The sequence below is a fragment of the Shewanella sp. BJSY2023SW001 genome, from assembly GCF_047314685.1.
Lineage (GTDB): Bacteria > Pseudomonadota > Gammaproteobacteria > Enterobacterales > Shewanellaceae > Shewanella > Shewanella indica.
On record NZ_JBKORF010000080.1, the window covers coordinates 98,509 to 122,610 of the forward strand.

At 51.7% G+C, this 24,102-nt stretch carries 25 protein-coding genes; 12 read left to right on the plus strand and 13 right to left on the minus strand.

Features of this window, described 5'->3' with window-relative positions:
* Positions 1–22 precede the first annotated feature (22 nt).
* The 3 genes from ccoG to ACMHXH_RS18035 all read right to left on the minus strand — a co-directional run bounded on the left by ccoG (position 23) and on the right by ACMHXH_RS18035 (position 3,662).
* A complete protein-coding gene (ccoG, locus tag ACMHXH_RS18025) occupies positions 23–1,429 on the minus strand; it encodes a cytochrome c oxidase accessory protein CcoG (RefSeq protein ID WP_335911853.1) in 1,407 nt (468 codons plus the stop codon).
* Between the two features lie 184 nt (positions 1,430–1,613).
* Positions 1,614–3,035 (minus strand): sigma-54 interaction domain-containing protein, encoded by a 1,422-nt coding sequence (locus ACMHXH_RS18030; protein WP_335911852.1) that lies wholly within the window; start codon positions 3,033–3,035, stop codon positions 1,614–1,616.
* Between the two features lie 84 nt (positions 3,036–3,119).
* On the minus strand, positions 3,120–3,662 hold the full coding sequence (locus tag ACMHXH_RS18035; protein WP_335911851.1) for a thioredoxin family protein: 543 nt from the start codon (positions 3,660–3,662) through the stop codon (positions 3,120–3,122).
* Positions 3,663–3,853: 191 nt separating this feature from the next.
* On the opposite strand from ACMHXH_RS18035, the gene ACMHXH_RS18040 reads away from it, so the two are divergent.
* Positions 3,854–4,471 (plus strand): LysE family translocator, encoded by a 618-nt coding sequence (locus ACMHXH_RS18040; RefSeq protein ID WP_039033127.1) that lies wholly within the window; start codon positions 3,854–3,856, stop codon positions 4,469–4,471.
* Here the strand turns inward: ACMHXH_RS18040 and ACMHXH_RS18045 are convergent.
* Positions 4,460–5,359 carry a LysR family transcriptional regulator gene (locus tag ACMHXH_RS18045; protein WP_335911849.1) on the minus strand — a complete coding sequence of 300 codons (900 nt, stop codon included), beginning with the start codon at positions 5,357–5,359 and terminating at the stop codon, positions 4,460–4,462. The genes ACMHXH_RS18040 and ACMHXH_RS18045 overlap by 12 nt on opposite strands.
* 189 nt (positions 5,360–5,548) lie before the next feature.
* The gene (locus tag ACMHXH_RS18050; protein ID WP_071475804.1) at positions 5,549–5,875 is read right to left on the minus strand and encodes a DUF3144 domain-containing protein; all 327 of its coding nucleotides are present in this window, start codon (positions 5,873–5,875) and stop codon (positions 5,549–5,551) included.
* Positions 5,876–6,207: 332 nt separating this feature from the next.
* On the opposite strand from ACMHXH_RS18050, the gene ung reads away from it, so the two are divergent.
* From ung to ACMHXH_RS18080, 6 genes are all read left to right on the plus strand, one after another.
* On the plus strand, positions 6,208–6,876 hold the full coding sequence (gene ung / locus ACMHXH_RS18055; RefSeq protein ID WP_335911847.1) for a uracil-DNA glycosylase: 669 nt from the start codon (positions 6,208–6,210) through the stop codon (positions 6,874–6,876).
* A 483-nt stretch (positions 6,877–7,359) separates the two neighbouring features.
* Positions 7,360–8,385, plus strand: a complete 1,026-nt coding sequence (locus tag ACMHXH_RS18060) for an ABC transporter substrate-binding protein (protein ID WP_144361567.1) — start codon at positions 7,360–7,362, stop codon at positions 8,383–8,385.
* Positions 8,382–9,389 carry a FecCD family ABC transporter permease gene (locus tag ACMHXH_RS18065; RefSeq protein ID WP_071475806.1) on the plus strand — a complete coding sequence of 336 codons (1,008 nt, stop codon included), beginning with the start codon at positions 8,382–8,384 and terminating at the stop codon, positions 9,387–9,389. The genes ACMHXH_RS18060 and ACMHXH_RS18065 overlap by 4 nt, the downstream gene beginning before the upstream one ends.
* Complete coding sequence (locus tag ACMHXH_RS18070; RefSeq protein ID WP_039033131.1) at positions 9,386–10,126, plus strand: ABC transporter ATP-binding protein; 741 nt, start codon at positions 9,386–9,388, stop codon at positions 10,124–10,126. The genes ACMHXH_RS18065 and ACMHXH_RS18070 overlap by 4 nt, the downstream gene beginning before the upstream one ends.
* A 40-nt stretch (positions 10,127–10,166) precedes the next feature.
* Positions 10,167–10,976: a class I SAM-dependent methyltransferase gene (locus ACMHXH_RS18075; RefSeq protein WP_039033132.1), complete on the plus strand. Its 810-nt coding sequence runs from the start codon at positions 10,167–10,169 to the stop codon at positions 10,974–10,976.
* A 108-nt stretch (positions 10,977–11,084) separates the two neighbouring features.
* Positions 11,085–13,088 (plus strand): TonB-dependent receptor, encoded by a 2,004-nt coding sequence (locus tag ACMHXH_RS18080; RefSeq protein WP_335911845.1) that lies wholly within the window; start codon positions 11,085–11,087, stop codon positions 13,086–13,088.
* An 82-nt stretch (positions 13,089–13,170) separates the two neighbouring features.
* Here ACMHXH_RS18080 and ACMHXH_RS18085 read toward each other — a convergent pair whose 3' ends face one another.
* Complete coding sequence (locus ACMHXH_RS18085) at positions 13,171–13,731, minus strand: PepSY-associated TM helix domain-containing protein (protein ID WP_335911843.1); 561 nt, start codon at positions 13,729–13,731, stop codon at positions 13,171–13,173.
* Positions 13,721–14,191 (minus strand): DUF4920 domain-containing protein, encoded by a 471-nt coding sequence (locus ACMHXH_RS18090; protein ID WP_039033133.1) that lies wholly within the window; start codon positions 14,189–14,191, stop codon positions 13,721–13,723. The genes ACMHXH_RS18085 and ACMHXH_RS18090 overlap by 11 nt, the downstream gene beginning before the upstream one ends.
* Before the next feature lie 281 nt (positions 14,192–14,472).
* Between ACMHXH_RS18090 and folM the strand changes: the two genes are divergently transcribed.
* On the plus strand, positions 14,473–15,180 hold the full coding sequence (gene folM, locus ACMHXH_RS18095) for a dihydromonapterin reductase (RefSeq protein ID WP_200887981.1): 708 nt from the start codon (positions 14,473–14,475) through the stop codon (positions 15,178–15,180).
* 1 nt (position 15,181) lies between these two features.
* On the opposite strand, the gene ACMHXH_RS18100 is transcribed toward folM, so the two are convergent.
* The 4 genes from ACMHXH_RS18100 to ACMHXH_RS18115 all read right to left on the minus strand — a co-directional run bounded on the left by ACMHXH_RS18100 (position 15,182) and on the right by ACMHXH_RS18115 (position 19,904).
* Entirely contained in the window at positions 15,182–16,069 is an 888-nt protein-coding gene (locus ACMHXH_RS18100) for a universal stress protein (protein ID WP_335911840.1), read from the minus strand.
* 124 nt (positions 16,070–16,193) lie between these two features.
* Positions 16,194–17,168 carry a LysR family transcriptional regulator gene (locus tag ACMHXH_RS18105; protein WP_039033136.1) on the minus strand — a complete coding sequence of 325 codons (975 nt, stop codon included), beginning with the start codon at positions 17,166–17,168 and terminating at the stop codon, positions 16,194–16,196.
* A gap of 155 nt (positions 17,169–17,323) precedes the next feature.
* A complete protein-coding gene (locus ACMHXH_RS18110; protein WP_039033137.1) occupies positions 17,324–18,082 on the minus strand; it encodes an outer membrane protein OmpK in 759 nt (252 codons plus the stop codon).
* Positions 18,083–18,125: 43 nt separating this feature from the next.
* Positions 18,126–19,904 carry an aryl-sulfate sulfotransferase gene (locus ACMHXH_RS18115; protein ID WP_039033138.1) on the minus strand — a complete coding sequence of 593 codons (1,779 nt, stop codon included), beginning with the start codon at positions 19,902–19,904 and terminating at the stop codon, positions 18,126–18,128.
* 532 nt (positions 19,905–20,436) lie between these two features.
* Between ACMHXH_RS18115 and ACMHXH_RS18120 the strand changes: the two genes are divergently transcribed.
* Together ACMHXH_RS18120 and ACMHXH_RS18125 are read left to right on the plus strand one after the other, a co-directional pair.
* Entirely contained in the window at positions 20,437–20,859 is a 423-nt protein-coding gene (locus ACMHXH_RS18120) for a DsbA family protein (RefSeq protein WP_234501210.1), read from the plus strand.
* An 11-nt stretch (positions 20,860–20,870) separates the two neighbouring features.
* Entirely contained in the window at positions 20,871–21,473 is a 603-nt protein-coding gene (locus ACMHXH_RS18125) for a disulfide bond formation protein B (protein WP_039033197.1), read from the plus strand.
* A gap of 66 nt (positions 21,474–21,539) precedes the next feature.
* Here the strand turns inward: ACMHXH_RS18125 and ACMHXH_RS18130 are convergent, their stop codons facing one another.
* On the minus strand, positions 21,540–21,959 hold the full coding sequence (locus tag ACMHXH_RS18130; RefSeq protein ID WP_039033140.1) for a VOC family protein: 420 nt from the start codon (positions 21,957–21,959) through the stop codon (positions 21,540–21,542).
* A gap of 51 nt (positions 21,960–22,010) precedes the next feature.
* Positions 22,011–22,613 carry an NADPH-dependent FMN reductase gene (locus tag ACMHXH_RS18135; RefSeq protein WP_039033141.1) on the minus strand — a complete coding sequence of 201 codons (603 nt, stop codon included), beginning with the start codon at positions 22,611–22,613 and terminating at the stop codon, positions 22,011–22,013.
* Between the two features lie 139 nt (positions 22,614–22,752).
* Between ACMHXH_RS18135 and ACMHXH_RS18140 the strand changes: the two genes are divergently transcribed.
* On the plus strand, positions 22,753–23,391 hold the full coding sequence (locus ACMHXH_RS18140; RefSeq protein ID WP_039033142.1) for a helix-turn-helix transcriptional regulator: 639 nt from the start codon (positions 22,753–22,755) through the stop codon (positions 23,389–23,391).
* The gene (locus tag ACMHXH_RS18145; RefSeq protein ID WP_335911837.1) at positions 23,381–24,094 is read left to right on the plus strand and encodes a pseudouridine synthase; all 714 of its coding nucleotides are present in this window, start codon (positions 23,381–23,383) and stop codon (positions 24,092–24,094) included. Before ACMHXH_RS18140 ends, ACMHXH_RS18145 begins: the two co-directional genes overlap by 11 nt.
* The last annotated feature ends 8 nt before the right edge of the window (positions 24,095–24,102 follow it).

Genomic DNA, 24,102 nt, shown 5'->3' on the forward strand with positions numbered 1-24,102 from the left:
CACTTCGTCGCCCTGAGGCAACTCAAGGGGCAAAAAATACCGACTTCTGGCTGACGCTATTATCTGGCGCATCGGCCTCAAGCACTTTAAACAGCAGATTGCTGCGGTTGTTGTCAATTTGCGCCACAGGCACAGTCAGGGTCAGCGGCAATTCATACTGCTCGCCGGCGGCGATATGAACGCTATTGGTCGACAACTTATAGGGCAGGGCGCCGCTGATCTCTATCCTGTATTGCTTATCCTGCTGGGTCTTATTGCGTATTTTCAGCAGATAGCTGTTTTCTATGCCGTCATCCAGGGTTTCCCGGTACAGGCTCTGGCGGTCGCGGATCACATTGAGCGTGATGGGATCCCGCGAGTAGATATCCAGCCCCATGGTGCAGAGTATGGCTAACAAGGCGGCACCATAGCCAATAAAGCGTTTGCGTTGCCACAGTGGTGGAGTTTGCCCGGTCAGTGACTCTTCACTGGTATAGGAGATGAGCCCGGGGCGATAGCCAAACTTGCTCATGGTCTGATCGCAGGCATCGACGCAGGCGCCACAGTTGATGCACTCATATTGCAGGCCGTTACGAATATCTATCCCGGTGGGACACACCTCGACGCAGAGATTGCAATCGACACAGTCGCCAAGCTCTGTGGCTTGTTTGCGCTTTCTTGGGCCGCGGCTTTCACCCCGCTGGGCATCATAGGTCACTGTCTTGGTGAAGGAATCGAACATGGCCGATTGGAACCTTGAATAGGGGCAGCAATGCAGGCACATCTGTTCGCGCATCCAACCGGCATTGAGATAGGTACACAGGGCAAAAAAGTACACCCAGGCGCTATCCAAAAAACCGGCGGAGAAGGTAAAAATCTCCGGATACAACTGCTTGGCCGGTACAAAGTAGGCGATAAAGCCACAGCCGGTGAGCAGTGAAATCAATATCCACAGCAGGTGTTTGCCGCCGCGTTTGCTAGCCTTGCTGAGGCTCATGGGCGAAGCGTCCAGCTTGATCCTCTGGTTACGGCTGCCTTCGAGCTTCTCTTCTACCCAGGCGAAGCCGAATGTCCAGGCGGTTTGCGGGCAGAGATAGCCACACCAGACGCGGCCCCAAAACAGGGTTACAAAAAACAGGGCAAAGGCGGCGGCGATAAAGAACCAGGCCAACAGGGTAAAATCCTGGGGCCAGAGGCTAGCACCAAAAAAGTAAAACTGTTGATTGGCCAGATCGAACCAGATGGCCTGTCGCCCCTGCCAATCGATAAAGGGCAGTAACAGAAACAGGGCTATCAACAGGGCGTTGAGGCCGCTGCGCCAACGCTGAAAATAACCGCGTTGGCTACGAAAGTGGATTTTACCGCCTTGGTGGCTGCTCTTTTTATCTTGGGGGGAGGGGATAAAAGTGACCGGAATCGCTTCCGATGACTGTCTTGCCTGTTGAACCATGCTATTTCCTGAATGACGACTGACATACGGCTAGACAATCGCAAGAGACGTGCCAGTTCAAATACAGGATTAACTTGTTGATTTATATCTAATGTTTATTTAGATGTAGGAAACCCAACTCACGACATAGCGTGAGTTGGCGATATGTCGTGACTTTTTACGCTTTGAATCCCCTGTTATGGCTTTAACTGCCTTGGCGGCAGATCCCCAGCTTTTGCATCCGGGATCTCAAGGTGCTGGGAGGCAGCCCCAGACTGCTGGCCGCACCCCTTGGGCCGGATATTCGCCAGTGACAGGCATCCAGAGTCGCCTTGATATGAGCCGCCTCCACTTCGGCCAGAGTCTGACCCACGGTCGGCAGCTGTGTATCGCTGGGCAAGGGAGCGAGATGCAGTATCGGCTCGCGGGCAAGGATGGCTTCCCGCTCCAGCAGGTTTTGCAATTCACGCACATTTCCCGGCCATTGATATTGCATCATCCGCCGCAGACTATCGCCATCAACGCCCGCCAGCGGTTTACCCAGTTTCAATGACAGACTCTTGAGCAGCTGTTGCACCAGCTCGGGAATATCTTCCCGCCGCTGTCTCAGTGCCGGGACCTTGAGCGGAAAGACATTGAATCGGTAGAAGAGATCCATCCGGAACAGACCTTGCTCCACCCGCTGCTGCAGATCGTGGTGAGTGGCGGCGATCAGTCGAATATCCACCTTGATACTGTCGCTGCCGCCGACGCGTTCAAACTCCTGCTCCTGAATGACTCGTAGCAGCTTGGATTGCGCCTCCAGACTGAGCTCGGCCACTTCGTCGAGGAACAGGGTGCCTCTATGGGCCAGTTCGAAGCGCCCCTTGCGCCGCTGACTGGCACCGGTAAAGGCGCCTTTCTCATGGCCGAATAGTTCGCTCTCCAAGAGTCCGGCAGAGAAGGCGGCGCAGTTGACCGAGATCATCGGCTTGTCTTTGCGGCTGCTGAGTCGGTGCAACTGGCGGGCGACCAGCTCCTTGCCGGTGCCATTTTCCCCCTGGATCAACACGGTACTGTCGGTATTGGCCACCAGGCGCAGCTGTTTGAGCAGAGTTTGGATCATCGGGCTGTTACCGGCAATCTCCTGGGTGCCCGTCTTGTCTTCCAGCTCGGCCTGCAGCCAGGAGTTTTCCGAGGCCAGCTGTTCCGATAGCGCCTGTACCTGTTCCAGCGCCTGACGCAGCGACAACTCAGTCTGTTTTTGCAGGCTAATGTCGCGAAATATCGCTACTACGCCCTTGAGCTTACCATCCTGCCACACTGGGGTGGAACTATAGTGTACGGGAAAGCAGCTGCCGTCCTTGCGCCAGAAGACTTCCGTGGTGATTTCTCTGGCTTTGCCATCTTTGAGTGTCTGATAGATGGGGCAATCTTCGTGGGGATAGACACTGCCATCGGCGTGGCTGTGATGGTGAAAGTCGTGGATCTTGCGCCCCAGGAGTTCGGCGGCGCTCCAGCCGGTCATCTTCTCGGCAGCTGGGTTGATAAAGACGGCATTACCTTTAAGATCAAAACCATAAATGCCTTCACTGACGGCATTGAGCAAGAGGCGGTTTTCGGGCAAAAAGCTGTTTGAGTCAGACAAGGGCGGCTCCTTCGGCACTGAGGACTGCGCCAGTATAGAGCCGCTTACCGGGCTTGTCAGTACAAAGGCACGATATATCGTGCCTTACTGCCTGGCTTGAACATGAGCCAGCACCTTGAGCAGATCATTGACCGTCAGGACGCTGGGCATCACGACTCCCTCGGGCACGGCCGGGCCATGGACGCGGTTATAAGGCACTCCGGCAACGCCCTGGGAGCTGAGATAGTTGGATACCGCCGGGTTGGGCTTACTGAGGTCGCCACGCATCAATACAATATTCGGCTCGGCCAGCGCTCTGACAATCTGCTCCCGATGGAGCACATTGGCCTTGTTGGCCTGGCAAATCAGGCACCAATCGGCACTCACATCGATGACGACTGTTTTGCCTTCGGCCACCAGAGCCGGGATTGCCTGGCTGTCTAAGGTTTGCCAATGCAGTTCCCGGTAAGCCTCATAATCTTCGCCGCGATACACAAAACTGACCACGGCGGCGACACAAAAAGCCATTCCTCCCAACACCAGGATCACCGCCATGGGGATCTTGGCGCCGCGGCGTTTTTTGATTAACAGCAGCACAATCACTGCTATTAGGCTGAGCAGAGCCAGTATGCTGAGAGTAAGTATCATCCGGGCCTCAATGGGGTTAGGGAGCTATAAGGGCGCCCAGTATAGCCAGCAAGCCTTAAAACTAATTGAAAATTGGCGGCTCGAAAGCGCTGGCTTCATAGAGTATATTGACCAACCTGTTGCGGATGGTACTTGTCTTTTGTGGGTCACAAAACAGGGCTAAATGGTGTGGGTTTCATCGAGGGGAAACAATGAATTGGAGTGACTGGTTGGGACTGGTGGCTATCTCGTGTTTGGGGGCCATGTCACCCGGGCCGAGCCTGGCCATGGTGGTGCGCCACACCTTGGGTGGCGGTCGCAGTCGCGGTATTACCTGCGCCTGGGCACACTCTTTGGGGATAGGTGTTTACGCCTTTATCACTCTGCTGGGTTTGGCTGTGGTGTTGAAACACACCCCTTTGCTGTTTAATGGCATCGCCTTATTGGGGGCGCTTTATCTCGCCTGGCTTGGAATTCAGGCACTGCAATCCAAGGGCGGAATGCAGCAAAAGCTTAGTGCCGGCAAGCCGACGAGCATGCTGACAGCGGCCCGGGACGGCATTGCCATCTCATTGTTCAACCCGAAAATTTTGCTGTTTTTCCTGGCCTTGTTCAGCCAGTTTGTCGCCGCCGCGGACAGTCTGCTGGGACGAGGCATCATAGTCTTGACCCCCATGCTGGTGGATGGACTCTGGTACACCCTGATAGCTTTCCTCTTGTCTCAGCCCAAGGTGTTGCCCAAGCTGAGAGAAAAGGCACAGTTGATTGACCGCCTTAGCGGCCTGGTGCTTATCCTGTTGGCCGGGCGGGTGATCTATTCACTGCTGTGATTGCAATGCCTGCTCGAGATGTTCCCTGAGGGCGATAACCAAAGGACTGAGCTGGCGTCTGTCGGCGCAGAGCATATTGACTGGTGCTTCTTCACCGCGCCACTCGGGGCAGAGCTGTAGTAGTTGACCATTTTTCAGTTCTTCACTGATATCGAGCCGTGACTTGTAGGCTATGCCTTTGCCGGCCACGGCCCAACGCCGTACCAACTCGCCATCATCGGCGACTCTATCGCCTTTGACCTGCACAGTGATTTGGCCCGACTGTGACTGAAAATGCCACTTGCTGTGAGTCGCATCGGCCAGCATAAAGCACAGGCAGTTGTGCTTTGCCAGTTCCTCTGGGCTGCCCGGCGCACCGAACCTGGCAATATAGTCGGGCGAGGCGCACAGCACCCTGTCATTTTGGCGACAAAGCGGCAGGGCGATAAGCGCCGAGTCGGCTGGCAGCCCGTAGCGGATCACTAGGTCGACGGGTTGGCGATAGATATCCGTCAGGCGATCGCTTATCTGCACCCTGATACTCACCTGTGGGTGGCGTTCCATAAATTCATCCAATATCGGCAGCAAGCGGTTGCGGCCGAGATCCGATGGCAATGACAACTGTAACTTGCCCTTGAGCAGGCTCCGACCTTGTTGAATCGCCTGAAAGCCATTATCGAGAATATTCAGGGCTTCATTGCAGTGTTGCAGAAAGATTTCGCCTTCCTGAGTCAGACGCAGGCTGCGGGTAGAGCGGACAAAGAGCACAGTGTTGAGTTGGGCCTCAAGGCGCTTGATGGCAGCGCTGGTGGCGGCTGGAGTCAGATCAAGCTGTTGTGCCACCCGCGACAGGTTGCCCTGTCTGGCGGTTTCGCTGAATATTTTCAAGTCCTGCAATGCTCGTATCATGCGCGGTTACCCAGAATAGTCCTGTTGATGACTCTGGTATTTATGCCTGTAATTGGCAGATATTCAAATAACTTTTGAAAGTGTCGCGGAAGAAACAGAGGTTGTGATGCGCTGACGAGACCGAGAAGGGGAAAGCCGGAATGGTGTAATAGTGCGGGGACCAGGCCCCGCAGCTGCAATAAACTGAGCCTAGATCTTGAATTGCTGCACGGCATTATCGGCCGCTTCGGTAGTTTCTTCGTTGTTGACTACCGGAGGGTTGGCAATGTGATCTTCCAGGTTGTCATCCAACATGTCGCGATATTCGGCGGTAAACCACTCCAGGGCATTGGCTTTTTCGGCGCCCAGATCGGCAGACTTGATCGAGGCTTCAAAGGCGTTGAAGCGGGCGGCGGCAAATCTCAGGGCGGTGCCAACCTTGCCGACGTCGCCTTCTTGCTGGGTCAGTTCATTGGCGAGGGCGATAAACTGATCTGCTAACTGGAATATGGTGGTTTGGTTGTTGGCATCTGACATATTATATTCGCTCTTGCTAAGCCAAAGATTGAGGGCCGATTCTAACCTAAAAAGGCGCTATGCCAAGGAAAAATATTGGTGATTGGGATCTGAATCCCCGCGCCTTGGGGCAAAGTTCTTGGCATTTGGGTAAAAAGTGGCTTCAACCGTTGCGGCAGTTGCTGTCACTCAAGTCTGTGTCCGTGGGGTATCTTGGCTTACACTTCAAAAGGTTGGCTTGCAAAATTGACTCGGGTTCCTTCGAATACAGGCCTCAGAGTCTATGCTCGGCGCTTGTATCCCGCAGTCGGCACTCTTAAGCTATGGCCTCTTTTACGCAGAGGATTATCACCATGGCGCTTTCCGCTGACTGGCAGGCATTTATCGCCGCCGAACAACAGGTCCCTTATTTTCAGCAACTCAGTGAGTTTGTCGCCGCAGAGCGCGCCGCCGGCAAGGCCATCTTTCCTCCTGAAAACGAGGTGTTCAGCGCCTTTGAGCTGACACCGCTGGATAAGGTGAGAGTGGTGCTTATCGGTCAGGATCCTTACCATGGCCCAGGGCAAGCCCATGGCCTGTGTTTCTCGGTCAAACCCGGGGTGAAGGCGCCACCTTCGCTGGTCAATATGTACAAAGAACTGGCGACTGACATCCCAGGATTCACAATCCCGGATCACGGCCATCTTGTAAACTGGGCCAAACAAGGGGTCTTGATGCTCAACACTGTGCTGACAGTGGAACAGGGCAAGGCGCACTCCCATGCCAAAGCGGGCTGGGAAACCTTCACCGACAGGGCGCTGCAGCTGCTCGATCAGCGTGAAGAACCGATTATTTTTGTCCTTTGGGGCAGTCATGCCATTAAGAAAGGCAAACTTATCAGGGCGCCGCAGCACAAGATCTTAAGCGGCCCGCATCCTTCACCTCTTTCTGCCTATCGCGGTTTCTTTGGTTGTGGCCATTTCTCGGCCATCAATCAGCAACTCAAGCAGTGGCAGCAAGCGGAAATAGACTGGCAGGTATAGGACGTATCCCCAGACTCCCTTTTGATTCTGTAAACTTTGAACTGCGCCGCGCAGGCCAGCAGTGCCGGACTATTTCATCAAGGTACGCTAGTGTGCCGACATAAATTATATGCTGCGCCGGAGCGGCGACTGAGGTCTGCACGCTCCTGCCCCATAATGCTCAACCAGCCCCGAATGCATCTATGGGAACATAGGATGAAGCCACAGATCTGCCTTGATAATTCCTGAGCAGCAAGACCATAATTTGATTGTGTTATTGACTGGTTCGAGAAAGGAGCCGGTGCGGATACCCTTGTCTATGTTTGCCAGATAACTATCTGCCTTTTAAGTTATTTCTTCCACGCGCTTGTATAGCGTTTTTAAGTGTTCGCTGTTGCAAATCTTTTAATTGTGATCTCCATCCATTGCCAAAGTGGGTGGATAAAGGTAATTTTCAGCGCTGTATATTTTTGTATATATCGATTGGCGGTGAGGATAACAAGATTGGATAGAAGGAGTGTTATTAAGGGCGGCTTAAGTCTAGGCTTGTTGGCCTTTTTGCCCATGCTGGCCAATGGAACTGAGTTGACCCCAAATGGGCAATTGTCGCTGCCACAGGCTAAAGATATCAAGCGGGTGGTCAGTGCCGGCGGGCCGGCTGATCTGCTGTTGCTGGCCTTGAGTCCGGAAAAACTGCTCGGCTACGCCCATCTCAAGCCGGCTTTGTTACAACAGCATGGATTTGCTCCGAGTCTGTGGCAAAAGCCCAGACTGGGCCGTTTGGTGGGCCGCAATGCCAGTCTTTCGTTGGAAAAGCTGATGACTCTGGATGCCGATCTTGTTGTTGACTATGGCAACCTCAGCCAAAACTACCAGTCGATGGCACAAAAGGTGGAACGCATCAGCGGCGTGCCGTTTTTGCTGCTCGATGGCTCACTCGCAGGTACTCCGGCACAGCTGAGAAAATTGGGGCAGGTGTTGGGAGTCAACGAGCGAGCCGATTTTGTTGCCAAGCGTACGGCCGAAATACTCAGTGATGCCAGAGAGTTTGGCCGCAGTTTGGGGGAGCCGCTCTCTTTTTACTTCGGCCGCGGGGCGACAGGGCTTGAAACCGGAGTTACAGGTTCCATTCATACCGAAGCCATAGAGCAGCTTGGGCTTAAGAATGTCGCCAAGGCCGGTGACTACCGCGGCTTGGCCAAAGTCTCTTTGGAGCAATTAATGGCCTGGGAGCCTGAGCTAATCATAAGTCAGGATCCCGCCTTTATCCGCCATATTCGTCAAGACCCGGTCTGGGGCACGCTGGCGGCTGTGCGTAATCAGCGGGTCTATTGGTTGCCGAACAAGCCCTTTGGTTGGATTGACTCACCGCCGGGAATAAACCGGTTGCTGGGCATGAGTTATCTTAGACTGCTTTTATCCGGCGCTGATGAGCAGGCCAAGCAAGCATTGGTTAAGGATTTCTACCGCGATTTTTACCACAGTGAGCTGAGTGGAGAGCAGGCTGCCAATCTGCTGCGCTCCGCATGAACGACAGAATTAAATACCCACTGGCGGCCGGGATCTGTCTCGGTATTCTCTGTTTTGCTGCGGCCAGTGGCCAGTATCCGCTTAGCCTGGTGCAGCAGGGCCAAGCGCTATGGCATGCTATCGGCGGCGATGTTGCCGCCCTGGACAGCAAGAGTATCAGTGTCTTTTGGCATTTGCGGCTGCCCAGAATTTTGGCGGCGCTTATGATAGGAGCCGGTCTGGCCGCCAGCGGCGCCGCCTATCAGGGGATGTTCCGTAACCCTCTGGTATCACCTGATATTCTGGGCGTTTCCGCCGGGGCTGGCCTGGGGGCTGTTCTGGGCATCTACCTGGACTTACCGGTTTACAACATCCAGCTGTTTGCCTTTCTCGGCGGTTTGCTGGTGGTGGCTCTGGTTTGTCTGCTGGCGCGGCTCAGTCGTCAGGGCGATCCAGTATTGTCTTTGGTTCTGGTGGGCATAGCTATTGGCGCCTTGTGTGGCGCCGGTATTTCATTGATGAAATTGTTGGCCGATCCCTACAGTCAGTTACCTTCCATTACTTTCTGGCTGATGGGTGGGTTGTCGGATATTACGCTGGCAGACCTCAAGTCCAGCTTGCTGCCGATGTTGCTGGGCTTGGTACCGTTAATGCTGCTGCGCTGGCGTATGAATCTGTTAAGCCTGGCCGACGATGAGGCCAGCAGTCTTGGGCTTAATATAGCGAAAACCCGGCTGATATTTATTTTGGCGGCTACTTTGCTGACTGCGGCGGCGGTATCCATCGCCGGTATCATAGGTTGGCTTGGGCTGGTGGTGCCGCATATAGCCCGCCTGCTGGTGGGCGCCGATTTCAGACGCTTGTTGCCCATGTCCATGCTACTGGGTGCCTTTATGTTGCTGCTGACCGACACTCTGGCGCGCACTCTGGCGCCAATCGAGTTGCCGCTGGGGATTTTAACCGCGTGTATCGGCGCGCCTTTCTTTATGTTTTTACTGTTAAGAGGCGGAGGTCGGGGCCAATGATCGCCAGCATGCAAGGCGTCACAGTGGGCTATGCCGGTAAGCCTTTGCTGGCAAATGTAGAGCTTTGTTTGCCGGAAGCTGAAATCGTCTGTTTGCTCGGCTGTAATGGCAGCGGCAAGACCAGCTTATTGAAAACGCTGCTTGGCTTGCTGCAACCACTGGCCGGTGAGATAAAGATAGCCGGCAGGCAAATTCATCAATGGTCGCAGCGCGAGCTGGCACAGCAGATGGCCTATGTGCCGCAGGCGCAGTTGAGCCGTTTTTCATTTCGGGTGTTGGAAATGGTGCTCATGGGCTGCCAGTCGCGATTGGGGCCGTTTGCCGTGCCCGGCGCCAATGAGCAGAAGCGGGCGTTGGCGGCTTTGAAGCAGTTGGATATAGCTCACTTGGCCGATTGCGCCATGGATCAGATAAGCGGCGGCGAACGACAACTGGTATTGATTGCCAGGGCCCTATTGCAATCGCCAAGACTGCTGGTGATGGATGAACCGGCCGCCAGCCTGGATTTCGGCAATCAAATCAAGTTGCTGGCTCAGGTTAAACGACTCAAGCAGCAGGGAATCGCAGTATTGATGTCGACTCACCATCCACGTCATGCCGAGCTGTTGGCCGATAGCGTGGCCTTGGTGGAACCCGGTCATGGCCTGAGACAAGGCGCAGTGGCCGGGCAGTTGCAAGTATCAGGACTGGCGCAGCTCTATGGCGTCAGTGAATCTGCGATTGCCGAGCACCTTTGAGGTGTTGACGGGAGCGCTAAATTTTAAGCAAGGTGATTTCATGATAATAGAAGAGCTGGACTTTGCCGCCATGTACCGCGAGCACCTGCAAAGGGCTGAACGTAGCCACAAGAGTGCCGAACATTGGGACAAGCGCGCGGAAAAGATGGCCGAAAACTGCGCCAGACCCAAGGACAGTTACTTGGAGGGCTTTTTCAAGCTGATGGACTTGAGTGATTGCGACACGCTTTTGGATATGGGCTGTGGCCCTGGCTCAGTGTGTCTGGGGCTGGCCGACAAGATGCAGGCCGTCTATGGCCTGGATTACAGCAGCGGCATGTTGGAAGTGGCCAAACGCCGCGCCGATGCGGAAGGTTTGAGCAATGTCACTCTGATTAAGAGAGCCTGGGAAGATGATTGGAGTGATATCCCCGTGTGTGATATCGCAGTAGCGTCGCGCTCGACTCTGGTGGGCTGCCTCAAGAGTGCCCTGGAAAAGCTCAATCGTCAGGCCCGCAAAAGGGTTTATACCACACATACAGTCAGCTCAACCTTTATCGACCCCGCCATTATTCAAGCCATAGGTCGTAAGGTGGTGACTCTGCCTAACTATCTGTATGCGGTGAATATTTTGCAGCAGATGGGTATTAAGCCCAAGGTGGACTTCATCGAGTCCAGTGGTTGCATGAACCAGGCTGAGAGTTACGCTCAGTTTGAAGACAACGTTGCCTGGTCGCTGGGGCCGCTGGATGAACCCGAAAAACTGCGGTTGCAAGAGTATTATCAGCGTCATAAGCAACAGGACAAACCGCTGCGAACCGGCGATCGCAGCTGGGCCATGGTCTATTGGGATGCGACTCCCCTGTCCTGAGTCAGAGTCTGATTAGTTATTGCCCGGACTCGCACCGAGCTCCGGGTATTTTTTTAATTATCGATATATAGAGATTTATATATCGATTGGATGTTGAAGGTCTGTAGTATGAAACCAAAGCACTATTACTCTATTCTGCCGCTGATGCTGGCTTCTCCGTTGGCGCTTGCCGATGGCAGCGTGGCTGAACCTGAGAGTAAAAACGAAACTAAAATAGAAAGGATCAGTGTCTGGGGCAGCCCGATTGCCGCCAATCAGGACAGTGTCAATCAAGACACCATCAAGATGCTGAATAAGCAGAACGTGGCAGAGGCGCTGAATATTATTCCTGGGGTTAGCCTGCAAAAATCCGGTCGTCGTAACGAGGTACAGGTTAAGGTTCGGGGTTTTGATAGTAGGCAGGTACCGCTGTTTTTTGATGGAGTCCCGATTTACATCCCCTATGACGGTAATCTGGACTTGGGGCGTTTTTTGGCGTCGGATCTGGCCTCAGTGGAAGTCTCCAAGGGGTATGCTTCTTTGCTGCAGGGACCGAATATGATGGGCGGTGCCATCAACCTGACGACCCGCAGACCCAAGAAGAGCTTTGAAGCACAACTGAGCGCTTCTCAAGGTTGGGCCCGTGGAGAGGACAACGGTTATAGCCTGGATGCCAGCCTGGCCGGCAGTAATGATTGGGGCTTTATCCAATTGAGCGGCAATAAGCTGGACAAAGACTTTGTTGGCCTGTCCCACGATAACGACAACCCGATCGCCGGCAGTGACGGCAAACGCGCCAACTCGGCATACAGCGATAGCCGCGGCACCGCCAAATTGGGGCTGACTCCCAATGAAACAGACGAGTACATTTTTACTTATATCCGCCAGGAAGGGGAAAAGAACAGTCCGCCTTATGCCGGCACTGAAGCCGATATTCGCCCTACCTATTGGCAGTGGCCGCAGTACGACAAACAGAGCTTTTACTACAGCGGCTATACAGAGTTCACCCCTGGGGTTGTGCTGCACAGTCGCCTCTATCGCGATGAATTTGAAAACACCCTGAGGATATACAAGAGCCTGAAAAACCTGCAGCAACAAAAAGGCCCCTACAGTCATTATGACGATGCCAGCAATGGTGCCGGTCTGCAGCTCAGTATCGATATGCGCAAAGACGATATCTTGTCGTTTGCCGCTCACTGGAAGGAAGATCTGCACAAGGAACAGGGGGAGCCAGGGGGGGAGTTTGACAAGTACAAGGACAGAACCCTGTCGGCGGCAGTGGAGTATCAATGGGCCCTGAGAGAGAGCCTGGATCTGGTTGGGGGCATCAGCTATGACTCCCGCAAGAGCCTTGAAGGCTACAAACATGAAAAGGATGGCAGCCTGACCCGCTATGAAGACAACTCGCAGCACGCTTTCAATTGGCAAGTGATGGCCCGTTATGAGTTGGATAACCTGGATACACTGCAACTGTCTCTATCCCAGCGCAGTCGCTTTCCGACATTGAAAGAACGCTACACCACTTTCAGGCCCGCCTATGGCCAAACTGCCATAGTCAACCCGCATTTGGAGCCTGAGCGGGCGACTAACCTGGAACTCAGTTATCAGACAACTCTGGCCGCTAACTGGCAACTGGACAGCAGTGTCTATTATAACCGGGTGTCCGATGCGATTTTGACCCATAACATCACCCCGACGCTTATCCAAAACCGCAACAGCGGCAGGGTAGATTACAGCGGGCTGGATCTGGGGCTTTATGGCGATCTCAGCGATTGGGCCAGTGTAGGCCTGAGCTACAGCTATATTCACGCCGATGTTGAGGATGAACAGCTTGATGTTACCGGCCTGCCGGATCATCAACTCTTTGCCTGGGTTAAGCTGACCCCGCTGGATAAGCTGGACATCATCCTGAGTCAGGAAGCTCGCAGCGACAGCCTCAGCAGCTCCAGAGGCACTCAGGTAGCCAGTGGCTTTGGCGTGACCGGCATTCGCTTCGATTACCGTCTCTGGCAGGGGCTGAGTGTTAATGCCTCGGTCAATAATCTGTTTGACCGCAACTACGCCTACAGTGAGGGCTTCCCCGAGGAGGGACGTAACTATTGGTTGGGAGTGGAATACCGTTTCGGTCGTTAAGCTCTTCAAGGGGACAGAAAACGGAAGAACCCGGCTATGACCGGGTTCTTTGTTATCTGCTAGCGTTTTTGCTCAGAGAGCGTTAGCGCAGCAGAATAAACAGCAATGGCAGTAGGATACCTGTGAGTGTCAGCCAGGTCTTGCGGCTTTTCATCACGTTACTGCTACGCAACATCACTAGCGCAGATAATGCCAAAAACAGCAGCATGGCGGCATAGATGTCGGCAATCCAAGTCCAGGCGTCACGGGCATGGTTGAGGTGCAGATAGTTGAGCGCCTGCAACAATGGCCTGTTGTTTACCATCTCGGCCGAGACTGTGCCGGATACCAGGTTGGCGCTCAGCAGGCTGCCGTCTTTGAGAAATAGTTGGTACTCGGTGGCGCTGGCGCGGTAACCGCTGCGGATATTATCCTGCAGCGAAAAGTGCCTGCTCAACAGGCTTTGAATGTCATTATTACCCAGTGAAGGACTCAGCCCTTCGACACGGCTTTCGCTTTGGGTTATCTGATAGTTGGGGTTCCAGTCATTGATATGATTGACGGCAATTCCCGAAATGGCATACACCAGAGTCATGCCTATGCACAGATACCCTATGTCTCTGTGTAATAAACGTATCCTTTTGCGCAGCTTATTATTCAGCATCACGGATCTCGACCCCGTATGGATGCAACTGATAGAAAGTCACGGCTTGAGTAATAGACTCGGGATCGAAAGGTTTGTTGTGTTGCAGGGCCTGATGTCCGAGATAAGCGCGGGTTTGTTCGAGATCCAGCTCAATTGCCTCTAAAGCTCCGGTAGCATAGGCTTTTTGCCCTCTGGCACTGATGGGAAAGACCATCTCACCGTCACGAACCTTGATTCTCAAACGATCAAAGCTGTCGTCGGTTGCCAGCTCCATCCAGCAGCCTCGCTTACTGCACACTGAGACTATGGTGCCTTCCACTGTGAGTTCCTTACCCAGATAGTCATTCGGCGATGCCATCAATGTGGAAATGGGCACTAAGATATTCAGATCGACCGCTTTGCCAAACAGGCTGTTGGCACTGTAGGCCAGAGGGGAAATAAACAGGGCTACCAATAAGATTAACTGATTGAGACGCATGGGAGTGACCTTTGTAGTTGAATTTTTAATTGATAATACTGGGTATTTGTATGGCGATACTGTTGAAGCGAGCACAGGTGTAGCAGTATTTATGGCTTTGAAATTCAAATATGCGAGCGAGTTGGCACTTTGCCGATTAGTCAAGGTTATCTGTTTATTTTCATAGGGTTTCCAATATGTTCAGATTAGCATCTGCGCCCAGGTTAGAGCACTGTCCGAGACTGGTCAGAGTGCGGCCTAACGTGAAACAATAGTGTGACTGACACATGAAAGGAAAATACATGCAGCCTATTTTGATCACCGGCATAGGAAAGCGTCTGGGACTGGCAATGGCCAAGGATTTGATGGCTCAGGGCTACCCACTTATCGGCACTTATCGCAGCCACTATGCTGCTATCGACGATCTCAAGGCAGCGGGCGCTGAGCTGTATCGAGTGGATCTTTTGCAAAATAGCGAGATCAAAGCCTTTATTGCCGAGGTAAAAAGCAAGCATGAGTCTCTGCGGGCAATCATTCACAACGCCTCGGATTGGATGCCGGAGCGGCCTGACATAGATGCCGCAGAGGTTTTTGACAGCATGATGCAGATCCACGCCTCCGTGCCCTATCAGTTGAATCTGGCACTGGCGCCGCTACTGCAGACAGATGAGATAGGCAGCCGAGATATTATCCACATCAGCGATTATGTGGCGCAGAAGGGCAGTAAGAAGCACATAGCCTATGCCGCCAGTAAGGCGGCGCTGGATAATTTAACCCTGTCATTTGCCGCCAAGCTGGCGCCGGGTGTCAAGGTCAACGGCATAGCACCGGCACTGATGCTGTTCAATGAGCAGGATGACACGGCCTACCGGCAAAAGGCGCTTGCCAAGGCATTATTGCCTAAAGAGGGCGGCGAGCAGGAGATGCTGACCGCGGTGAAGTATCTGATGACCAGCCGCTATATAACGGGCCGCACTCTATCACTTGATGGTGGGCGGCCGCTGAAGTGATTTAATGCAGCAAGGGGCAACTGAGTTTTAACGCCAGTACATCGCAGCGCAGTTGATTGAGCATCTGCTCTGAGGCGTGGCCGTTGAGTTCACTCAACAAGCCCCTGTGCTCTGCCGCCCCCATGATAACTATGTTGCTGTGCCATTTTTGAGCGGCTTCCGGTACTACATGATCCGGCATGCCGCTGGCCAGATGCAACTGTTCGTCACTCAAAGCCAAAGGCCTGGCAACCTGTCGCAGTTTATGCCATTGATTGTCTTTCAGTGAGCGACAGCCGGGTAATAGGTTATCGAAGGCCATGCTGATGTCGGCTTCCTGATAGCAATTGAGCAGATGTAATTTTTGTTTAAGTAATCCGGCAAATTCATTGGCTTGTTGCAACAACCTGTGATTGAAATGGGCATGATCTTCCGTGTCTTCATCCAGCTCCAAAGCCGCCAGCAACGACCCTTGTTGTTCCCAGGGAGAGTCGCTGACAAACATCACCGGCAGGGGAACTCGTTGCAGCAGTTGCCAGTCATAGGTATGGCCCAACTCACACTGCAGGGCTGAGTAACTGTGATGTTCTACCAACAGCAGATCGTAATGTGCTTGTTTGAGCTCAATAAGAATGGCGGTAGGCAGATCTTTGGCCTGACATTGCTTCACGCAAAGGTTCAACTCTCTCGATGGATAATGGGGGCGTTTTTCCCTTAGATGGGAAACCAAGGGCTGGGGATGTACTTTTTGCTGTAACCACTGACCAATACCCTGATACTGGGGGGTTTTGACTCTGAGCAGTGTGAGCTCGGCATGGCTGGCATTGGCCAGTTGCACAGCCTTTCTCAGGGCCAGTTTTCCTCTATTGCTGTCGTCTGAAACGGCCAGCAGGCGTGTAAAGACACTCATGACGCTATCCTCGAAGCCAAGTCTAATCTTGGCTTCGTATAAGTCTAGCTATACCAGGCTGCGCCATCAGATCCTTTTGCTCTTGAAACGCCTGTCAATAGTGGCTTTTGCTCTGTTTGGTTGCTTAGACTTGGTTGCAGATCAGTGACTCCAGCAGCTGATATTTACGGCAGGCAAAATGACGGAATGATTCGCTGATAAAGCTGATTAACCAGTCGGACTCCACTGAGCCGTAGCGAGCGGAAGAGATATACAGTTTATAAATAAACTCGACATCGGATAGACTGCTTGGTGCTTCCAGTACACAAAGCTCAGTACCTATTTCTTCCAGAGGGAAAGCCAGTGCCGAGGTATACACCAGGGCGTTACTGCTCTTGAGGACTTCGATTATCTCACTGATGCTGCTAATTTTAGCTCTGATCTTGAAGTGTGGAAATTTGAGCTTCATGGTCTTTTCGATCAGGGATTGACCATAAGAGTTGAAACCGCACAAGTCGTGCAATACCACGGGGAAATCCAATAGATCCTTTAGATCAATATGTCCTTTCTTCGCCAGGTAATGATCATGACGCATAAAGAAATACCTGCAACAGGGTAGCAGATCTACCTTGTAGAGAGAACTGAGCGAGGTTTGGTTAACGTGAATGCCAAAGTTGATAGAGCCGGTGAGAATTTCATCAAAACTATTTTGATTCCAACTGCGGGTACAAAGTATCATTCTAGGAGCGATTTGATTGGCTTGTTCTATTAACTCTGGAAACCAGTTGCAGATAGTATTATCGGCCGCAAGCCAGACTTCCTTATCGATATTCATAGGCGAAAAGTCACAACTGTTTAGCAGATCATCTTCAATTCTTAATATAATATCCTGAACAGTGCTTTTAATTTTGTTGCACTTTTCTGTTGGGGTGAAGCCGTACTTTGTTCTGACAAACATTTCGTCATTAAATATCTGTCTTATTTTTTTTATATGATAGCTGATTCCAGATTGAGTCAACCCTAATTCTTGAGCAGCAATACTGGCATTTCCATGCTCCAAGATAAGCCTTATTAGCTGAAGGTGAATTAGTGATAAATTGTTTATGTCGGCTTTATTCATGGTCGGCTCCCCTTTTTATACAAGATAGTATATAAAATGGAGATTTACTGTGACCCGCGTCCATCAAGAGTGATATGTATTTTAACATTGCCAAAGGTAATAATGTGATCCTTATTACCTTTGGCATACTTTTTGTGTTATTTATTTGTTTTTTTTTAAAATTGATATCCTAACTCGAATAACAGTTCTCCTCCATGATGAATTGAACCTCCCCAAGCATCTCGATACTTATATGCCAATGAAGCTGAGGCTTGAGGTAGGAGTTGATAATCCAACCCCAAAATTGCTTGATAACCAGAATCCCGATAAAGGAAAGTTGTTACTTGTTCATCACTGCGATCAAATTGGGTTTCAAAGTAAAATTTACCCAGTAATTCCTGAGTTATAGGATATGCTATCTGCACCACTGCGGCATAACCACTGCTGCCATTAAAGTCTTGCTTAGAGGCATCCATATCGCCCCAGGCGTAATGGGCGCCAATCGCCATGGTTCCTTTAAGCTTCTGCCACTGAATGTCGTAAGACAAGCCGTAGTAGAAGTTTTCTTCGGTACGGTGTTTATTGTTGGCCGTAAAAGACTGCAGCCAAAGGTTAAAGGAACTATCTCCCAGATTGTAGTCCAGCTTTAGCCAGGACTTGACGGTAGCGCCGGCCTTTTCGCCTTGCTGATTGTCGTTGTCGTCCAGGGGGTTTTCCAGTGTCAGCCAAGCCGCAAAATCGCCCCAACTGGCGCGGGTAGTGTTGGTAAAGCTGAGGTAACTCTGACTATAGAGATTAGGGTTGTTGTCCTTGACATCCAACAGGTGTTCATAGCCGACTTTGATGCCATTTTGTTGTTGGAATACCTCTGCTTGGGCCGTGGGGATCAGCAGCAACAAGGGCAATAGCCGCAGTAATGAAGTCCTTACTAACATAGTGTTACCTTAGGCCGGGAAGCTCCCGGCCGTTAGAGTCAAATCAACGTCCGAACATCTTCGCCGGTTCAATAAACAGGCCACGATAATGGGGCTGGCCAGCCTTGTCGGAGAGAACGTCGATTTCCAGTTTCACTTCCTTGGTGCGGTAATCAATCTCATTGAATTTGCCTGTGACTCTGCCGGGCTCAAACAGATTGATAGAGCCACCAAAACCAAAGATGGTGTTGTGGTCGGCAACGTATTCCACGTTGGAGGTGATAGGGCTATACCACTCGTAGCCCCGTTCTTTACCGTATTCCCAGATTTGCTGCACTGTCATATTGTTTTCGTCGATTTTATATTCCACAAAGCGACTGTATTTCTGGGTGGGTAAAGCGGGTTGGGTATAGTGGCGACCATCACCGTTATCAAACACAGTTAAGGTGCCTTTGCTGCTCAGCCAGGCTGTGTGCTGGGTATAGGTGAAGTCAAAGTCGCCTTGGCAATCACCTTGCTCAGAGCAAGCAATGGCCTTGCCTTTGGCATCGACGGGCTTAAGGAGCTTTTTGGCCAGTTCTCCCTTCCAGCCTATGCTGGGGGTGAGGATCCATTTGACCTGTTTATCGCGGGTGATCTTCACTACCCCTTGGTGGCGCAGCGACAGAATGATGCCGTCATCTTTGGGGTCGTAGGAAATGGAGTTGACGTGGGCCCAGTTACGACCTGCGGCTATACCTGGAATATCGCCATAGGGAGCATCTATCTTCATTTCACCGGCGGCTTGACCGGCATGGTCGAGATCCACGTTGACGCAAACAGCGCCCATATCCAAGGCCTTGAGCAAGGCATCACGGTAGGGATCGAGAATCTTATTGAGATCCCAGACATCAACCAAATTCCCCTGTTGGTCTACCTCGAGGATATGGTCCCTGACGGTATGCACCTTGTCCCCTTGTGGGTTGACATAGTTGGTCTTGGCGCCCCTGAGTAATAGGTTGCCATTGGGCATGGTTATGCTTTCATGGGACAGGTCCTGATAGCCCCTTGGGATCTTGAAGTCGACTATCTTACCCATCAAGTCCAGATATCCGAAATGTTGACCTTGGACAAAGCTCAGATTACCGCGGCCATCCTTTCTCAATCCCATCAGATAGCCGCGCTTGTTTACGTCGATATCACGGCCATTATAGGTGGCATCCTGATCCAACCACCAACGTGTTTCACCTTGTGTATCAATGATATAAGTAAGAGGGGCCATGTCGAATGTCATGGCGCCCAATGCTGGGGTCGACTCGAAAATACCGGCATCCTTACTCTTGACTCCGGACCAGTGCAGATCTGAACCTTGGAATACCATGGTATGAGAGTTCACCATTAACAGTCTGTCTTTAAAGTTTTTATCGACTTTCTTGACCTTTACTTCCTGCATCGAAGTAATATTACGGTTATCTATGTACTTGTTCTCGAGTGCACTGGTGAGAATTTCATATTTATCGCTATATTTTTTACCATCTAGAGTGAAGTTAACACTGACCTGATTCTTATAATCGGCATACAGACCGAAAATAGGAATACCGTCATGTCTGTTAATAGTTTTGGGACCGACCGGATAGGAAATACTGACTCCATTCTTACCTTTTCCGGCCACGGTAACGCTAACATTGGACACTCGCTTGCTACCCAAATCGACTAAGGCAGTGAGTGGCGAATTACCATAGGGGTTGACAATAATCCCTCCTAAGTTTCCAGCTGGCGGTGCTGGGTAAAAACCAGCAGCAGAGACAGAGGCTGATAAACCAATACCTAATACCACAGCCAATGAAGTGAGTGACTTTTTCATATCATCATCCTTTGTTTTTAATAGACGCTTATTAATTAAGTTGAACGGAGGAATTTAATTTGAGGCCATAGTCACATTTGGCGTTTTTAATGTTTGGTTAATGTTTTGTTTGTGCTCTTGTTTAAGTCTTGACTTATAACTTCAAAAAAATTGATTTACCTTATTGGTTTGTTTGTAATCCATTATTTTTTGAAATCCATATTGGTTTATTTGAATTCTGTTGTTTATTTTGTTGTTACTCACAGTGTTATTAATTATCTGGAGTGGCTTGTTGTGATTGGTTTTTATATTGGCATTATGGGGTTGAATCTGATTGATGGATAAGAGGTCGAAAATGAAATTTATTAAAAAAATTGTAGTGGGTGCTTTTCTACTGGGAAGCTGCAATGTAATGGCATTGGATTTGGAAGAAGGAAACCATTATCAAGTTTTACCGGAAAATGTTCAGTTTCAGGCTAATAAACAGGTAACCAAAATTTTTTCTGTCAACTGCCCGTTCTGCTACAAGTATGAGAAGTCTGTTGTTCCCGGAATGGTTGGAAATTTGCCTTCCGGCGTGGATTACGATGCTTATCATATTTCCAGTAAATCGCCTTTTGGTGCTGAAGCTTCTGAGGTTTTAGCGGTGGCCAAGGTGTTAAGTGAAGACAAATATAAAGCTGCCAAAATGGCTTTATATGCCAGGATCCACGATAAGAAGGCCAAGTTTACCAGTGGTGATGAGCTCATCCGTTTTGGCTTGAGTCAGGCCGGGATCTCGCAAGAAGAGTTCAACCGTCTCAAGGGAACCCCTGAAGTGAAACAACTCTTGGCCAAGTGGGACCAAGGGATTGCCATCGCCAAAATCCAGGGGATCCCGGCGCTGGTGGTCAATGGCAAGTATCTGATCAATACCAAGTCGATTCGCAGTATGCCTATGCTGGACGAAATGATCCTTGAATTGTCCAAGAAGTGAGGATAATGCAGATGAATCTTGTTAGCCGTTTGTTTGGGGAGTTTAAACAGGCTCCTTTATCAACCTTGGGCCGCTGGCAGGCCCAGAGAGGTGTGTGGTTGCTGATGGCCGGAGCTGCGCTGTTTCTGTTGTTGTCGGCAATGGGGTATTTCCAGTGGTTCTTGGCGATGGATCCCTGTGAGCTCTGTGTTTATATTCGTTTTAGTCAGTGCTGTATCTTGATTGCCGGTATTGCCATGGCGATTAAGCCTTCCAGTCAATGGCTCAAGGTCTTGGGATTGGCGCTGGCTTGGTATGGTGTGATCCAGGGGATGCTCTGGTCAGTTGAGCTGCAACAGATACATGCAGCTGCGCACATGCTGGATGGTGGCGATATCTTTGCTACTGGTGGCGGTGGTGCCGCTTGTTCAACCGAACCGCATTTCCCCTTGGGGTTACCGTTGCATGAATGGTTACCCTATGAGTTTGCGCCGACAGGGGGCTGTGGAGAAGATGATTGGTCACTGCTGGGAATGAATATGGCTGATTATTGCATCATAGCCTACAGCATTTTCAGCCTGGCGCTGGGTGCCGTCACCCTGGGCTGGTTATACAGTCTGTTTGCCAAGAAGTGAATCAAGGCGGCTCCCCCACCCAGTGAGCGAAGGCGAGGGAGCCTGTAAGGCTATTTATGACTGCCCTTAGCTAGGGCGATTGCGCTGTTTTGGCAGATCGCTCAGGTACTGGACAAACTCCACTTCAAACCCGGCCGGGTCGATAAAGTACACATTGCGGCGCCAGGGCTCGTCAGCACCGTCTTTATCTATGCTATAGCCTGCGTCCTGCAGGCGCTTGATCACCCCGTCAATGTCTGCTGTGACAAAGGCGAAGTGGGCCAGCCCGGGTTGATGACCGCTCAAGTCGCGGTTATTGCCTTCGCCATTATCGCTGAAAGCCAGGTATTGATAGTCATCACCGAAGTGGAGCCATTTTCGTGGCTTGCCATACCAGCTTCCTTCTCCTTGGCAGCGGATCTGCCAGTGAGGAAAGGCGGCGCGGTAAAAATCCAGGGTCTTGGGGAGGTCAGCGACCACCAGGTTCAGATGTTCCAGTTGTATCATTTGCGTTCTCCTTGGTATTTGCCCTTTTTCCTTCTTATTCGGGCCTTTTGTTTACATGCCGTAGCAATATTCCTGTTGTTTGGGAAAGGGGGCGTCCCTGTGGGCAAAACGTATCTGTGCCAGTGCTGCTGCATACTGGGCCAACATATGCAGGCTGTAGCCGATCCTTTCTCTTAATCTGGCATCGCGGATGCTGTCGCATTCGGGGTTGAGCATTTTCTCGACATCGCGGACGATCAAATGATCCGGCACCGCCACCAGTTTGTTGTTTTTCATGGCGTTCATTCTCAATTCACTGATGGGATAGGCGCCGCTTATGCCTGAGACAACTGCAACCAGCAGCACAGGCTTATGGGCCGTATGTTGGCTGTCACACATCAGTAGAAAGTTCTTCAACAAAGGTGTCGCCATGCCGCCCCATTCCGGAGTGATAAGCACCAGAGCATCGGCTGCTGTCACCTTGGCTTCTATCCGTTGCCAGTCGGCGCCCTTGTGTTGTTGTTCACCATCCCAGAAGGGAAGATTGAAACCGCAGAGCTCCAAATGCTCCGCCTCTGCGAGCTGCTTGGTCTTTATTTCCCGGGTGATGAATTCTGCGACCTTGGCACTCTGGGATTGGAAACGTTGGCTGGCGCTGACGACTAGGTATTTCATGTTAAGTAAACCTTTTTGTTTATTTATTGTTTTATAAGGTATGTGCTTTACTTAATAATGTAAAGATAAAATAAACAAAAAAGTTTATTTATTCTGGATGCGGCGTCCTGATCCGGGCATAATCAGCGCTGGAGGTGCCATGAAGACCACAGACAAGATAGTCGACATTCTCAAGTTGAACGGAGCCCAGACGGCCCAGAGCCTGGCCGCTGAGCTGGGGCTGACCAGTATGGGGGTGCGTCAACATCTGCAAGCCCTTGAAGCCGAGGGGCTGGTGCGGACAGAAGATAGAGCCGAAGGCCGCGGCAGGCCTGCGCGTTATTGGACGTTGACCGAGCAAAGTCGCTCGCTGTTTGCCGACCGTCACGATGAGTTGAGTCTGCAGCTGATAACTTCAGTGCGTCAGGTCTTTGGTGACGAGGGCTTGGATAAACTCATCAGTCACAGGGAGCAGCAAAGCCTCGAGAGCTATTCGAGCCAGATGGCCGCTGCCGCTTCCCTGGCCGATAAGCTGGAATGCCTGGCCGAGATCCGAAGCCGTGAAGGCTATATGGCGCAGATTGAAGCGGACAGTACCGGCTTTTGGCTGCTGGAAAACCATTGCCCCATTTGTGCGGCGGCCACGAGTTGCCAGAACTTTTGTCGCTCTGAGTTGGCGCTGTTCCGGCAGTTGCTGGGGCCCGAAGTGGAGATCAGTCGCCGCGAACATATTCTGGATGGTTCACGTCGCTGCGCTTATCGGATTGAAGCTAAAGGCGCCTTAAACGATGCGCAGTAAGAGGGGACGGCTGGACAGGTTTCTCGCCGGGCAGCTGAATATTCCCCGTAAACAGGCCAGGCAATTGCTTGCCGATGGCCGGGTTTGGCTCGATGACGAGCAGGTGTTTGCCGCAGACAGGCTTATCCATGAGTTCAGTCATATTCGTCTCGATGGGCAATGGCTGCAGCGGCAAAACCCTGTCTATTGGATGCTGAGCAAGCCTGCCGGAGTAGTGAGTGCCACCCAGGATCCCGAGCATAAAACCGTGCTCGACTGCCTGCCCCCGGCGGCATTGGTGCCAGGGCTGCATATCGCCGGCCGCCTGGATAAGCAGAGTACCGGACTGGTGCTGCTCAGTAATGATAGCCGCTGGACCCAGGCGTTGACCCTGCCTTCATCGAGTAAAGCCAAGCGTTATCGGGTGCGTCTGGCCAATCCGCTGGATGACACTTATATTGAGGCTTTCAGGCGCGGATTCTTCTTTGAGTTTGAAAACGTCATCACAGCGCCGGCCGAGCTGAAAATGTTGGCAAGCCATGAGGCCGAGGTGATACTCACCGAAGGCAAGTATCACCAGATAAAACGCATGTTCGGCCGCTTTCGTAACCCTGTGCTGGCGCTGCATCGCAGTCAGATAGGTCAGATAGTGCTGGATGACTCTCTGGCCGAGGGCGAAGCCAGAGAGTTGACCCGGGAAGAGGTGGAATCGGTCGCTTACTGACGATTTTA